We start from the raw sequence: 12,772 nt of genomic DNA on the forward strand, positions 1-12,772 counted from the left end.
CGTCCTCGCCGGCGTTGCAGCCGGTCAGGCCGGTGACGTTGATGGTCAGGTTCGAGATCGAGCGCCAGAAGTTGTTGGTGGCGTAGCACTGGTTCGAAGCGCCGTTGGTGCACTGGTTCCAGGAGTCGATCGTTCCGTTGATCACGACCTGGCCCGGGTTCTGGCCCAGGCCCTCGACGCTCTCGTAGTACCCGAGCTGGAAGTCCAGCGGCGCCGCGGTGGAACCGTAGGTCCCGGGCTGGAACAGGATCTCGTAGCGCTGGTTGCCGAACTGGTTCGGGGCCTGCTGGGTGCCGATCGCGTTGAGCTGGCTGGCGATCGTGCCGACCGACTCGCTCGGACTGATCACGATCACGTTCGGACCCAGACCGCCGCCGGTGCCGCCGCCGCTGCTGCCGATCGTGTAGGTGGCGCTGGCCACCGCCGAATTCGTCTGGCCCGAGGCGATCGCGATCGCGTTGATCGTGGTCGTCGCCGTGACGCTGATCGGACCCGAGTAAAGGGTCGACGACGCTGTTGGCGTGCTTCCGTCCAGGGTGTAGCGGATGCTCGCACCGGACGTCGAATCGGAGATCGTCACCGACTGGGCTGTCGTGTACGAACCGCCGACCGGACTGAACGTCGGCGTCGCGGCCGTGCCGCCACCGCTGCTCCCGCCTTGTGTGTAGGTGAAGTGCGGCGTGTCGTACTGGGCGCCGTTCTTCTCGTAGGTGAACCAGTACTCCAGCACGGTGCCGGTCGTGAGTGAGCTCACGGTCTGTGTCCAGGTCCCGGCGTTGTTGGTCATGCGGAAGTTCTGCTGACCGCCGCCGTTGACCAGGTAGTGGACGTCGACGTAGGCGGCCGGCGTGGTCGGGGTGATCGAGAGCTGAGCTTGCGTCGCATTCAGCTGCGTCGCACTCTGCGTGTAGTCAGGCGAGGAGGAACCGCCGCTGCCGCTGGTGCCGTAGACCTGGAACTCCCAGAGCGAATAGCCGTACGCGGTGGCTCGGGCGGTTCCGTACATCCGCACGTAGCGGCCGGTGCCGGCGACGGTCAGCGTCTGCACGCCGCCGGTGCCGGTCGTGGTGGAGTAGATCGACGTCCAGTTCACGGCGTCGTTCGAGGTCTGGATCTGGTAACCCGTCGCGTAGGCGGCTTCCCAGTTCAGGACGACCTTGTCGATGGTCGCGGTGGCGCCCAGATCGACCTGGAGCCATTGTGGGTCGCTGAACGCGCTGGACCATCGGGTGGCGGTGTTGCCGTCCACGGCGTTCGAGGCCGGGAAGGTGGAGTTCTCCAGGGACGAAGCGGTCGCGGGGCGGCCCTGGGACAGCAGGGAGTCGGCGGCGTGCGCGGCGGGTGCGACGACGGTGAGGAGCGCGAGGCTCAGCGCGAGCAGTAGGAGGAACGCGGCATGCGCCGAGCGGATCAGAGGTCTCCGGTGAAGCGTTCCACCGAAGGAGGGCGCTTTCATGACATCTCCAGGTTGGTCGAGGTGCACGTTTTCCGATCCGGCGCCTAACTGCCCATGACTTGGAACTCCCACAGGGAGTAGCCATAAGGCGTGGCTCTGGCGGTGCCGTACATCCGCACATAGCGGCCGGACCCGCTGACCGCGAGGGTCTGCACGCCGCCGGTACCGGTCGTCGTCGAGTAGACCGGCGTCCAGGTGGTGCCGTCGTTGGAGGTCTGGATCTGGAAGGCCGTCGCGTAGGCCGCCTCCCAGTTCAGGACCACGCTGGAGATCGAGTGGGTCGCGCCCAGGTCGACCTGGAGCCATTGTGGGTCGCTGAACGCGCTGGACCAACGGGTGGCGGTGTTGCCGTCCACGGCGTTCGAGGCCGGGAAGGTGGAGTTCTCCAGCGACGAAGCGGTCGCGGGATGGCCTTGGGATAGCAGGGTGCCGCCACCGCTGCTGCTCCCGCCTTGGGTGTAGGTGAAGTGCGGCGTGTCGTACTGGGCGCCGTTCTTCTCGTAGGTGAACCAGTACTCCAGTACGGTGCCGGTCGTGAGTGAGCTCACGGCCTGTGTCCAGGTCCCGGCGTTGTTGGTCATGCGGAAGTTCTGCTGACCGCCGCCGTTGACCAGGTAGTGGACGTCGACGTAGGCGGCCGGCGTGGTCGGGGTGATCGAGAGCTGAGCTTGCGTCGCATTCAGCTGCGTCGCACTCTGCGTGTAGTCAGGCGAGGAAGAGCCGATCGTGTACGTCGCGCTCGCCGTCGCGGAGTTCGTCAGACCCGACGCCAGACCGATGGCGTTCACCGTGGTCGTCGCGGCGACGTTGATCGGCCCGGTGTAAAGAGTCGATGCCGCCGTGGGCACCGAACCGTCCAGCGTGTAGCGGATGCTCGACCCCGGCGTCGCGTCCGACAACGTCACCGACTGCGCGGTGGCGTACGTACCGCCGGCCGGACTGAACGTCGGCGTGGCGACGGATTGGCCGCCGCCCTGCTGTGTCGTGTAGACGGCGACGTAGTCCACGGTCATCGGGGCACCGGACGTGGTGGCCGCCGTCGGCTCAGTGCACTGGCACACGTTGAAGGGGTAGACGCCGCCGATGGCCACGTTGAGGATCGCGAAGAATCCGTGGTCGACGGCCGTCGACCAGGTGTTGGCGTCGACCTGGTTCTGGTTGACCGTGTGCTGCAGCACGTTGTCGGTGTAGAACCGCAGCTGCTCGGCGTTGACGTTCGTCCGGTCGATGATGACCGAGTACGTGTGGAACGCGGTCTGGCAGCCACCGCAGGCGAGCAGGCCGCTGCTGATACCGGTGGTCTCGTTGCAGGGGCCGCCCGGATCGACGCCGCAGTGGAACGTGTGCGAGACCTCCGACAGCGCGTTGACGTCCTCCATGATGTCGAACTCGCCGATGCTGGGCCAGTTGGTGGCCCCGACCGGACGGGCGTTCGCACCCATGGCCCAGAAGGCCGGCCAGTAGCCGAGTCCGTTCGCCGGGTTCGGCTGCTGGAGCGAGGCGGTGATCTCCATCTGGCCGCCCGGAGGAGCCGCGAAGTCGGTGCGCGCGGTCTCCACGCGACCAGAAGTCCAGTTGCCCTGCGCGTCCCGGATCGGCTTGATGACCAGGTGGCCGGCGCCGTCCTGGTAGACGTTCTGGGTCGAGTTGGTCTCCGACTCGACCTCGCCGGTGCCCCAGTTGCCGGCCCCGCCCGGATAACTCGTGCCCAGATCGTAGATCCAGTTGCTGTCGATGGGCGTGTTCGCGGCGCCGTTGAAGTCGTCGCTGAAGGTCGTGGTCCAGCCTGCGGGCGGAGCGGGGACGGCGGACGGGATCGCAGCCGGGGCTGCGGCATGAACGGCAGCCGGGGCTGCGGCTGAGGCGGACGTCGGGAACGCGACCGCCACGGTGGCGGCGATCGGCGCCAACGCGGCGACGATCGCGACGACGACGCGTCGCCGTCGGTGGAGAGCAGTACCCATCTTCACTCCTGGGTCGGGGTGCGGGATCCGGATCTGGATCCCGGGCGTTCGACGGTTGCCCCGTATACGTTTCCGGCCTGGCGAGAGAATCCGGACGCTGATGATCTGGCGGGGGTCGCCGGGTGGCGCGTCCGGCGTGGCGGCAAGCGGCCGGAAGCGTTTCCGGCCAAGTTGCGAAATGTTACCTTGCTGTTTCGTCTGTCTGACGCGGATGCTGCACCCGCCGTTTGCCGCTGTCAAGGCTCTGCGGCGTTCGACAACCAGTTCTTTGCCCCAGCCGGGGCGCCGCATGGTCTTCCCACGTGAACGACTACCGGATACGTTTCCAATTGTGGTGGACATCCGCGAGCTGGCCCGCCGTAGCGGGGTATCGCAGGCAACTGTGTCACGCGCGCTCAACGACCGTACGGAAGTGAGCACCGAGACCCGACGCCGCGTCCTGGAACTCGCCGAGGAACTCGGCTACACCCCCAATCAGCCGGCCCGCACCCTGGTCCGGCGCCGCTCGGACATGATCGGCCTGCTCTGGGACACCGGCTACGCGAACGAGGGTCGCCGGCCTGCCTTCCTGCTCGACCTGTTCGTCGGGATCAAGCAGGCGTTGACGGCCAGCGGCTTCCATCTCATGGTCCTGTCGATCGCCGGCGGCGCCGCCGGCGTGGACGCGTACGTGCGTGCGGCCCGGCAGCACAGCCTGGACGGCGTCATCATGATGGGCGTCGACGAAGGGCATCCGGCGATCACGGCGCTCGTCGATTCCGGCATCGCCTGCGTGGCCATCGACCTGCCACTGCAACGCAAACGCACGACGTACGTCACCTCCGACAACCGGACCGGAGCGGCCGGCGCCGTCCGCCACCTCCACTCCCTGGGCCACCGTGCGATCGCGACCATCACCGGCCCGCTCCCCGTGATGCCCGCCGCCGAACGCCTGGCCGGCTACCGCTACCAGATGGCCCGCGTCGGCCTCGATCCCCGGCCGGAGTACGTCGAGCACGGGGACTTCTTCCTGTCCAGCGGCTACGAGTGCGCACAGCGCCTGATCTCATTGCCCGAACCGCCCACCGCCATCTTCGCCGCGGGCGACGAGATGGCCATCGGCGCCATGCAGGCGCTCGCCGACGCCGGCGTCTCGGTGCCTATGGACATGGCGGTCGTGGGCTTCGACGATATCGAGGCCGCGTCGTTGGTGCGTCCCGCGCTGACCACCGTCGCCCAGGATCGGGCCGGCATCGGTGCCGGTGCGGTCGAGACGTTGTTGAACGCCATCGGACCCGGCGATGACGATGGCCGCGGTTCGAAACGGAATACGTACCCTGCGGCCGCGCCGCTTCTCAATCCCACTCAGCTCATCGTGCGCGGCTCGTGCGGGGCGGTTCGGTGAACCCTGCGTTAAGGCAGCCCGCCAGGAGGGGCGACTCGGATCCTCGGCGCGGAGCGGCTCGGGCGCAGCCGGCGACCGGGCTGCCGTGAAACACCAGACACACGAGGACCGATTATTACTGCCGCGCGTCCGGGTCACAGGCCCGTGCGCCGTCAAGAGCGGGAGGCTGGCGTCATGGCGACAGGTACGGCCGGGTCGAGTGCAGCCGCGACCGCGACCGTCTCCATGTCCCTGGCCAGTCCCTCGATCGCGGCGGGTGCCAGGTAGTGGGTGTCTGCGCACATGGTCAGCACGATGGCGTCGGCCGTGTCGTGGATGTGCAAGTAGAGCGGCTCGATGGAGGTGTAGTCCATGGTTCCGGTCTGGGCGCTGAGCCCGGTTACCGGACAGGCGCCGTATGCGTGACCGCAGATGTTGTTTTGGGTTACGTCGACACCATTTTGTGCGTCGGCCATTTGCACTCTCTCGGAGATGTTCGCGCACTGCACTTTGACGTTCGAGCTGTTCTCGCAGAGGAGAACGGCCTGTGCGTTCACGCCGTACGGTAGAGCGGCGCCGGGGCCACCGACGATGATTACGGTGAGTTTCACGCACACCACGGCTTGGTTGCCGTACTGGTCTTTGCCGATCACCTTGCACGAGTGCGCCTGGTTCTGGCTCGGGGTGATGGCATACAGGATGGGAAGGCTGCTGGCCGCGTTGCCGGTACCGGCTCCGGCGGTCGGGATCCCGAGTGTGGTGGTGAGGGCGAGGCCGGTGCCCTTCTCGCCGATGATCCACGCTGGCGCTTCGTCGTTCCGGACGGCGGGCTCTCGCTGTGGCTGCAGTTGACTGCGCGTCGGGCCGGCGATTTGGTGGCCTCCGCGGAGGCAGCCGGGCTGCGGTTCAGCCCCGGCTCCCGCTTTGCCGTGGACGCGACGCTGGCGCGGTTCCTGCGTGTGCCGTTCACACCGCCCGTGGGCGTACTCGACCGTGTCGCTGCGACGTTGCGCGGCCTCGTCTAGGCCGGGGATAGCGCGTTCTTCAGGGTGTGGGTGCGGTGAGGTACCGCTGGATCGTCGGTCCGAGCCAGTCCACGATCTGCTCGGGGGTGAGCGCCACGCTCGCCGGAAACCGCAGCACGTAGCGCGTCAGCGCGAGCCCCAGCACGGTCGAGGAGCATAGCGCCGCCCGCATCGGTGCCTGCTCCGGCTCGGGGCCCACGTGCCGGGCCAGCGGGATCAGCTGGTCGCGGAGCACGCTCTGCATTTGGTCGGCGGCGGCGGGGTCGGTGGCACCGACCCGCATCAGCGCGGTGAGCTCGTCGTTCTCCTCCCACAAGGTGAGGAAGTGGCGCACCAGCGTTCGGCCGATCTCCTCGCGTGGTTCGACGGGCAGGGCGGGGATCTGGGGGTCGATCGAGACGGCCGCCGCGAACAGGCCCGCTTTGTTGCCGTAGTAGCGCATCACCATCGACGGGTCGATCTTCGCGTCGCGCGCGATGGAGCGGATGGTCGCCTTCTCGTAGCCGTCCGCGGCGAACCGCTCGCGGGCCGCGGCGAGGATCGCGGCACGGGTGCCGTCGGAACGTCGCGCGGCCTGGTCGTTCTCCGTGTTGCCGGTCATGCCAACAAATGTAGGCCAACGCGTGTTGACAGTCCAGCGCGCGGGTTCTACGGTTGCCAACAAGCGTTGACCAACAGGCGTTGGCCAACAAGCGTTGGTGAATCGAGAGGACGTGCCGAAGATGGCCGAGCTGATGAGCCTTGACCCGCACACGCCGCTGTTCGCGCAGTTCAAGGGGAAGACCGGGCCCATCGTCCTGGCCAACACCTTCGTAGTCCCGGAGGAGAATGCCGAGTCGTTCCTGGCCCTGTTCCACAGGCAGGCCGAGTTCATGAAGGCCCAGCCGGGCTTCGTCTCCCTGCAGAAGCACCGGGGAACCGCCGGCAGCCAGCTGCTGATGAACGTCGCGGTCTGGGAGTCGACCGAGGCACTGGCCACGGCGTTCGGCAACCCGGAGTTCCAGCGCCTGGCCGCCGAGTCCCCCGACGACGTCGTGTCCTACCCGCACATCTTCGAGCAGATCGACGTCTGACACGGCGCGCAGCCCCATTACTCAAAGGGAGTCACCATGGCCGTCGAACTGAACCACACCATCGTCCCCGCCCACGATCCGGAAGCCTCGGCACAGTTCCTGGCCGACATCCTCGGCCTGGCCGTTGGCGCACTTCACGCCGGTCACGCTGGCCAACCAGGTACGACCAGGCCGACGAGTTCGAGCCGCACCACTACGCGTTCATGGTCAGCGACCAGGAAGTTCGACGCCGTCTTCGCCCGCATTCAGGACGGTGGAATCACCTACTACGGCGATCCCGCATGCCAAAAGGCCGGGCACATCTACACCAGCAAGAGCGTCGAAGGCCGCAGGGGTACCTACTTCCGCGACCCCAACGGGCACCTCATGGAAATCCTCACCGCAGGGGGCGCCGGATCGTGAGGCCGATCCCGCCACCAGCCGCTCACGGCATGGCTGATGGCGGGACGGCACGCGCCCCATCAGCGGTCTTGGCAAAGCCCGAACAGACCCGCGCAACTGAATCACCAAGCTCAACGAAGACTCGCAAGGAGAAGATCAATGTCGCTGAACAAGGTCAACACCATCCTGACCGCTGCCTTCATCCTCTTCATCCTCTGGTTCGGGCTGGAGTTCATCCTCAGCCCGCAGACGGTGGTGCAGGGCTACGGCTTGCCGCACTGGCCGTCCGGCGACGGCGACGGCTTCCTGATAATCAAGGGAATCCGCGACGTCGTCTTGGCTATGGTCCTGGGCATCCTGCTGGTGACGGGCCACCGCCGGGCGCTGGCCTGGGTGCTGCTGGTCGAGGCATTCGCCGCCTACGGCGACATGACCAACGTGCTGGCCCACCACGGCTCCGTGGCCGCCGCGCTCGGCATCCACTGCCTGACCGCGACGCTGATGGTGGTCAACGGCCTGCTGATGATGGCCGAGACCCACAAGGTCACGCCCGATCAGACGACGCCCGCCGCACAACTCGCCTGATCCCCCCGCCGAAGCTCCCGAGCGGAGGAATCCGCGGACTAAGAGGGAACGGCCGAGGGCGATGCGCGCATGCGGGAAGAACGAAATCAGGTGGTTCCTGTGCTCGGCTGGTGTCGCGCTGGTGAAGTGGCGTGTGTGCTGTGCGGGTCGGCCGATCGGCCGACCGATGAGGACGTGATCCCCAAGTGGCTGCTGCGCGCATTCAACGGTGTCTGCAACAACGACGCGTACGTCCGGTGGAGGGCTACGAGCCCAGCATCGCCGAACTGGGCTGGTTGCTGGGCCAGCTTGAGCAGCGGCCAGCTGCCCAGGTCAAACCGCCGCCCAGGTCCTTGCTATGGCTGGCCTGCTGGGACTGCGAGGGGCGGAGCGTGGTCAACTACGCGCCGTCGAGCGCGCCGCTTCGCGCGCCAGGAAATGGCCAGGTCGTCGGGCAATTCGCCACGCTTGCTCTTGGGTTCGTCGCGTTCCAGGTCTTCACAGTCGACTACGTTGAGGCGGACCGACGCGGGGCAGAACCTTGCACTTTCGTGCCTGGGTCAGGACCTGTTCGTTGGCAGGGCTTCTCAGCAGTTCGGTCGTCGGGAAGCGTGGGCGTCTGCGTTCTGTCCTGACGTGACGATGCCTAGTCAGGGCCCTCCTTTGCAATCGGAAGTCGAACAGTCGCAGCGGGCGGCCCACGTCGCCGCAGCGCGTCTCGATGGCGTTCGGGCCGACAGGGCCACCGATCCCTGTTTGAAATGATAACTGTTTTCATTAAGCTTTGGGTGTTCCATCCCCGACCCTTGGGAGACTCCTGTGACCGACGACCGCGTACCCGTCACCGTGCTGACCGGTTTCCTCGGCTCCGGCAAGACCACGCTGCTCAACCGCATCCTCACCGAGAACCACGGGATGCGGATCGCCGTCATCGAGAACGAGTTCGGCGAGGTCGGTGTGGACGACGCGCTGGTGCTCGATGCCCAGGAAGAGATCTTCGAGATGAACAACGGCTGCATCTGCTGCACCGTGCGCGGCGACCTGATCCGCATCCTCGGGGCCCTGATGCGGCGCCGGGACCGCTTCGACCGGATCATCGTGGAGACCACTGGTCTGGCCGATCCCGCGCCGGTCGCGCAGACGTTCTTCGTCGACGAGGAGGTCAAGGCCAAACTGCGACTGGACGCGATCGTGACGCTGGTCGACGCCCGCCACATCCGCGAGCACCTGGACGAGGTCAAGCCCGAGGGCGTGGAGAACGAGGCCATCGAGCAGGTCGCGTTCGCTGACCGGATCGTGCTGAACAAGACCGACCTGGTCGGCGAGTCCGACCTGGATGCGATCGGACATCGGCTGCGCGGGATCAATGCCCTGGCTGAGATCATCCCGGCGCAGCACGCGAAGATCGACCTGGCCGCCGTGCTCGACGTCGGGGCGTTCGACCTGAACCGGGTCCTGCAGGTCGATCCGACGTTCCTGGAACAGACCGAGCATCAGCACGACGCCACCGTCACCTCGGTCGGTATCGAGCTGCCAGGCGCGCTGAGCGTCAAAAAGCTCAACGACTGGCTGGGCGAGCTGCTGGCGTCCAAAGGCGTCGACATCTTCCGCTCCAAGGGGATCCTGTCCCTTTCCGGCAGCGACCGGCAGCAGGTGTTCCAGGGCGTGCACATGCTCTTCGACAGCGACGAGGGCAGGGCCTGGCGCGAGGGGGAGGAACGGGTCAACCGCCTGGTCTTCATCGGTCGCAACCTGGACCGCGAGGCGCTGCACGCCGGGTTCGCCGCTTGCCTCGCCGGGGCCAAGGCATGACCGCCGGCACAATCATCGAGGCCAGCCTGTGGCAGAACCGCATCGATGACGCACCGGTCGCGGTCGCCGCCACCGCCGGGCTGATCGCCGTCGCCGGCGCCGAGGGCGAATGCACCGTGCTGGACGCCGGAACCGGGGAACGCCTGGCCTCCGGACACATGGACGGCGGGCTGCTCAGTGCCGCCTTCGCCCCGGATGGATCGGCTCTCGCGGTGTGCGGCCCGAGCGGATACGTGCTCTGGCGCGCCGGCGGTGAGGCCACCCGGTCGGTGGGCGCCGGCTGGGCGGGCAGCGACGTGAGGCTGCACCGCTTCGACCGCGCCGGTTGGTCCTGCGGTGCGGCCTGGACGGCAGACAGCACGCGGGTCGCCGTGGCGGCCGGGCGCACGATCGTCGTGCACGGCGCCGACGGCGAACAGCTGTGGCGCACCGACGAAGCCCCCAGCACCGTCACCGGCCTGACCTGGATCCGCGACGGCCGCGAGGTCGCCGCCAGCGCCTACGGCGGCGTCTACCGCTACGCCCCGCACAGCGCCGCTCCCACCGGCCACCTGGCCTACCCCGGCTCGCACCTGGCGATCGCCGCGACTCCGGACACCAAGTGGATCTGCACCGGCAACCAGGATCGCAGCGTCCACATCTGGCGCACCCGCGATGCCAGCGAACTGGAGATGGCCGGGTACCCGGACAAGGTCACCCGCCTGGCCTTCGACCCCACCGGCCGCTGGCTGGCCAACAACGGCGCCCCGGACATCACCGTCTGGGACTTCAGCGGCAAAGGCCCCGGCGGCACCTCCCCGCGGCAACTGCGCGGCCACGACGCGGTCACCGATCTGGCCTGGCGGCCCGGCGGTGCGGGCATCCTGGCCAGCGCGGGCGCCGAGGGCGGTGTCTGCGTGTGGAAGCCGGTCACCGGCATCCCGGGCCGCAGCCGCCGCCCGAGGCAGCGCTTCGAACTCGGGGCGCCCGCCACGGCGGTCGCCTGGCTGGACGCAGACCGGATTGTCGCTGCCGACGCAGACGGCGGTATCGCCTGCTTCACGGTCTCCCTATAGCCGCGATATTCATGGGTTCCCGAAAACAGGATTCCATGTTCTGTCCGTCGGCAGGTGACACTGGCTTCTGATATCAAGGTACTGATTGATCGCTCGGCCGCCGCCGACGGTGGCGGCGGCCGAGCGGGATGTTCAGCAGTCTCGCAGCGTGGGGGACTGGTTGAGGATCTGGGCGCGCTGCGAGGTGAACTTGGCGTAGGTGTCGCCGGTCTCGGCGCCGGGGCGGAAGGCGGCGACGCGGTGGCAGTTCTGGAATGCCAGCTTCACGTCGAAGTGCTTCTCCAGGCTGCCGCGGATGGCGTCGGAGGCCAGGGCACGCAGCAGTTGCCCGCGTGCTGCCTCCGACGGCGGCGGCACCTGGTTGTCGGCGAAGGTGGCCGCACCGCCCTTCAGGTCCTGTGCCAGGGAGGCGACCATGTCGTAGGCGTAGGGGAGTGAGGTGCGGACGGTTTCGAGGAACGCGTCCGCGTCCACGTCACCGGACTCGGCCTGGGCCAGCAGCTGCGGGGAGACGTCGAGAGACATCGGGTCCTGCCTTTTCTTGATCGATGCGGGTGTCACACGCTCACGGCCGACAGTGCCTGCGGGCCGTGCACGAATTCGGGGTCGACCTGGGTGGCGAGATCCAGACCGGTGCTGTTGTTCGCCCAGGCGTAGGCGTTGCGCAGGTGGAAGTCGACGGCCTGGTTCTGGAACCGGGTCCAGTCCTTCACTTGGGTGTCGACCTTCTGGCGGAGGACTTCCAGCACGTCGCGGTGTTCGGGCTCCAGCGCGTGCAGCGGTGCCAGGCGGCCCTGCTCGGCGGCGCGGACGTAGCGAGAGGCGCCGAAGCAGGCCAGCAGGTTCTCGCCGACGTGCTCGCGCAGGAAGTCCACATCCTCCGGCCCGGTGACCTTGTTGCCGATCACGGCCAGCGCGACGTCGTAGCCGTCGGCGTAGTCGCGGTACTGGCGGTAGACGGAGGCGCCGCGGACGGTCGGCTCGGCGATCAGGAAGGTGAGGTCGAAGCGGGTGAACAGGCCGGAGGCGAAGCAGTCGGCGCCTGCGGTCATGTCGACGACCACGTACTCGTCCTCGGTGTCGACCAGGTGGTTCAGGTACAGCTCCACTGCGCCGGTTTTGGAGTGGTAGCAGGCCACGCCGAGGTCGTCCTCGTTGAACGGCCCGCTGGCCATCAGGCTCAGTCCGGCGCTGACCGGGATGCTCCAGCGGGTGTGGAACGGGTCGTCGCCGCCGGGGCGGAGCAGGCGGGAACCGCGGCCGGCCGGGGTGGTCTTCACCATGTCGGCAGCGTTTTCGATGCGTGGGTTGTGGCCGCGCAGGTATTCCTTGGCCTCGGAGACGTGGGCGCCGAGGGCCGGGACCGTTGCGGCGGTGTGGTCGTCGAGTCCGAGTGCGACGCCCAGGTGCTGGTTGATGTCGGCGTCGATCGCGACCACGGGGGCTCCGGACGCGGCCAGGTGTCGGGCGAACAGCGCGGACAGAGTGGTCTTGCCGCTGCCGCCTTTGCCCACGAACGCGATCTTCATGTCTTACTCCGCTATCGATGATGAAAACTGTTTTCATTTAACGTAGCAGGGTTCTGCGCCGGGCGCGGGTGGTTCGGGTGCCTTCGAATCGGTGATTCAGTCGTTCGGCCCAGGGCCGTCCTGGCAGTCCGCGCAGATCCCGGACAGCTCGATGACGTGCGCGACGTCGGCGAATCCGAGCTCGCGCGCGGTGTCGTCAGCCCAGCGTTCGATGCGTTGGGAGGTGATCGGGACGCTGCTGCCGCAGGACCGGCACACCAGGTAGTGCTGGTGTTCGGCGGTGGTGCGGGTGCGGTAGTGCTGGACGCCGGCCGCGTCCCGGAAGGTGTCCGCGGCGTGTACGTCGACCAGTGCGTTCAGCGCTCGGTACACCGTGGACAACCCGACCTGGTGTCCCGCCGTGCGCATCGCGTGGTGCAGGTCCTGCACCGTGATGAACTCGCCGTGTTCGGACAAGGCGTCCAGTACCGCCTGGCGTTGTCGCGTGGCATAGCGGTGCAGAGTCGGTGTGGTGGGCCGATCGCCTTCAGCGAGGATGTCTGCCATCGTG

Annotated in this window: 14 protein-coding genes; 7 read left to right on the forward strand and 7 right to left on the reverse strand. The window is 67.6% G+C overall.

The features are described 5' to 3' along the window. Positions 1–1,456 (reverse strand): discoidin domain-containing protein (locus ABH935_RS47235; RefSeq protein WP_370384566.1); only part of this gene is annotated, 1,456 nt, incomplete at its 3' end. Positions 1,457–1,500: 44 nt separating this feature from the next. Next, positions 1,501–3,420, reverse strand: coding sequence for a discoidin domain-containing protein (locus ABH935_RS47240; RefSeq protein WP_370384567.1), 1,920 nt, complete (start codon positions 3,418–3,420; stop codon positions 1,501–1,503). A gap of 211 nt (positions 3,421–3,631) precedes the next feature. Between ABH935_RS47240 and ABH935_RS47245 the strand changes: the two genes are divergently transcribed. Next, positions 3,632–4,804, forward strand: a complete 1,173-nt coding sequence (locus ABH935_RS47245; protein ID WP_370384568.1) for a LacI family DNA-binding transcriptional regulator — start codon at positions 3,632–3,634, stop codon at positions 4,802–4,804. A gap of 152 nt (positions 4,805–4,956) precedes the next feature. On the opposite strand, the gene ABH935_RS47250 is transcribed toward ABH935_RS47245, so the two are convergent. After that, on the reverse strand, positions 4,957–5,436 hold the full coding sequence (locus tag ABH935_RS47250) for a hypothetical protein (protein WP_370384569.1): 480 nt from the start codon (positions 5,434–5,436) through the stop codon (positions 4,957–4,959). A 9-nt stretch (positions 5,437–5,445) separates the two neighbouring features. Between ABH935_RS47250 and ABH935_RS47255 the strand changes: the two genes are divergently transcribed. Next, complete coding sequence (locus ABH935_RS47255; RefSeq protein ID WP_370384570.1) at positions 5,446–5,808, forward strand: hypothetical protein; 363 nt, start codon at positions 5,446–5,448, stop codon at positions 5,806–5,808. Between the two features lie 19 nt (positions 5,809–5,827). Here ABH935_RS47255 and ABH935_RS47260 read toward each other — a convergent pair whose 3' ends face one another. Next, positions 5,828–6,409: a TetR family transcriptional regulator gene (locus tag ABH935_RS47260; protein WP_370384571.1), complete on the reverse strand. Its 582-nt coding sequence runs from the start codon at positions 6,407–6,409 to the stop codon at positions 5,828–5,830. A gap of 97 nt (positions 6,410–6,506) precedes the next feature. Here ABH935_RS47260 and ABH935_RS47265 point away from each other — a divergent pair, with 97 nt between their 5' ends. The 5 genes from ABH935_RS47265 (at position 6,507) to ABH935_RS47285 (ending at position 10,693) form a co-directional block, all read left to right on the forward strand. Beyond that, on the forward strand, positions 6,507–6,881 hold the full coding sequence (locus tag ABH935_RS47265; RefSeq protein ID WP_370384572.1) for an antibiotic biosynthesis monooxygenase: 375 nt from the start codon (positions 6,507–6,509) through the stop codon (positions 6,879–6,881). A gap of 36 nt (positions 6,882–6,917) precedes the next feature. Beyond that, the gene (locus ABH935_RS47270; protein WP_370384573.1) at positions 6,918–7,283 is read left to right on the forward strand and encodes a VOC family protein; all 366 of its coding nucleotides are present in this window, start codon (positions 6,918–6,920) and stop codon (positions 7,281–7,283) included. A gap of 138 nt (positions 7,284–7,421) precedes the next feature. Further along, a complete protein-coding gene (locus ABH935_RS47275; protein ID WP_370384574.1) occupies positions 7,422–7,847 on the forward strand; it encodes a DUF4267 domain-containing protein in 426 nt (141 codons plus the stop codon). Between the two features lie 798 nt (positions 7,848–8,645). Next, positions 8,646–9,638 carry a GTP-binding protein gene (locus ABH935_RS47280; protein ID WP_370384575.1) on the forward strand — a complete coding sequence of 331 codons (993 nt, stop codon included), beginning with the start codon at positions 8,646–8,648 and terminating at the stop codon, positions 9,636–9,638. Continuing rightward, positions 9,635–10,693: a WD40 repeat domain-containing protein gene (locus tag ABH935_RS47285; protein WP_370384576.1), complete on the forward strand. Its 1,059-nt coding sequence runs from the start codon at positions 9,635–9,637 to the stop codon at positions 10,691–10,693. The genes ABH935_RS47280 and ABH935_RS47285 overlap by 4 nt, the downstream gene beginning before the upstream one ends. A 132-nt stretch (positions 10,694–10,825) precedes the next feature. On the opposite strand, the gene ABH935_RS47290 is transcribed toward ABH935_RS47285, so the two are convergent. From ABH935_RS47290 to ABH935_RS47300, 3 genes are all read right to left on the reverse strand, one after another. Continuing rightward, complete coding sequence (locus ABH935_RS47290; RefSeq protein ID WP_370384577.1) at positions 10,826–11,218, reverse strand: SCO5389 family protein; 393 nt, start codon at positions 11,216–11,218, stop codon at positions 10,826–10,828. A 32-nt stretch (positions 11,219–11,250) separates the two neighbouring features. Beyond that, positions 11,251–12,222, reverse strand: coding sequence for an ATP-binding protein (locus tag ABH935_RS47295; RefSeq protein ID WP_370384578.1), 972 nt, complete (start codon positions 12,220–12,222; stop codon positions 11,251–11,253). Positions 12,223–12,318: 96 nt separating this feature from the next. Continuing rightward, a complete protein-coding gene (locus ABH935_RS47300; protein WP_370384579.1) occupies positions 12,319–12,768 on the reverse strand; it encodes a Fur family transcriptional regulator in 450 nt (149 codons plus the stop codon). Positions 12,769–12,772 lie beyond the last annotated feature (4 nt).

Source organism: Catenulispora sp. GAS73, from assembly GCF_041262085.1.
In the GTDB taxonomy this organism is placed as follows: Bacteria; Actinomycetota; Actinomycetes; order Streptomycetales; family Catenulisporaceae; genus Catenulispora.

Excerpts from the sequence above, each read along its gene's own strand:
- ABH935_RS47300 (WP_370384579.1), bottom strand. The coding sequence starts at position 12,768 with ATGGCAGACATCCTCGCTGAAGGCGATCGGCCCACCACACCGACTCTG.
- ABH935_RS47285 (WP_370384576.1), top strand. The coding sequence starts at position 9,635 with ATGACCGCCGGCACAATCATCGAGGCCAGCCTGTGGCAGAACCGCATC.
- ABH935_RS47290 (WP_370384577.1), bottom strand. The coding sequence starts at position 11,218 with ATGTCTCTCGACGTCTCCCCGCAGCTGCTGGCCCAGGCCGAGTCCGGT.
- ABH935_RS47245 (WP_370384568.1), top strand. The coding sequence starts at position 3,632 with ATGCTGCACCCGCCGTTTGCCGCTGTCAAGGCTCTGCGGCGTTCGACA.
- ABH935_RS47260 (WP_370384571.1), bottom strand. The coding sequence starts at position 6,409 with ATGACCGGCAACACGGAGAACGACCAGGCCGCGCGACGTTCCGACGGC.
- ABH935_RS47295 (WP_370384578.1), bottom strand. The coding sequence starts at position 12,222 with ATGAAGATCGCGTTCGTGGGCAAAGGCGGCAGCGGCAAGACCACTCTG.
- ABH935_RS47270 (WP_370384573.1), top strand. The coding sequence starts at position 6,918 with ATGGCCGTCGAACTGAACCACACCATCGTCCCCGCCCACGATCCGGAA.
- ABH935_RS47240 (WP_370384567.1), bottom strand. The coding sequence starts at position 3,420 with ATGGGTACTGCTCTCCACCGACGGCGACGCGTCGTCGTCGCGATCGTC.
- ABH935_RS47275 (WP_370384574.1), top strand. The coding sequence starts at position 7,422 with ATGTCGCTGAACAAGGTCAACACCATCCTGACCGCTGCCTTCATCCTC.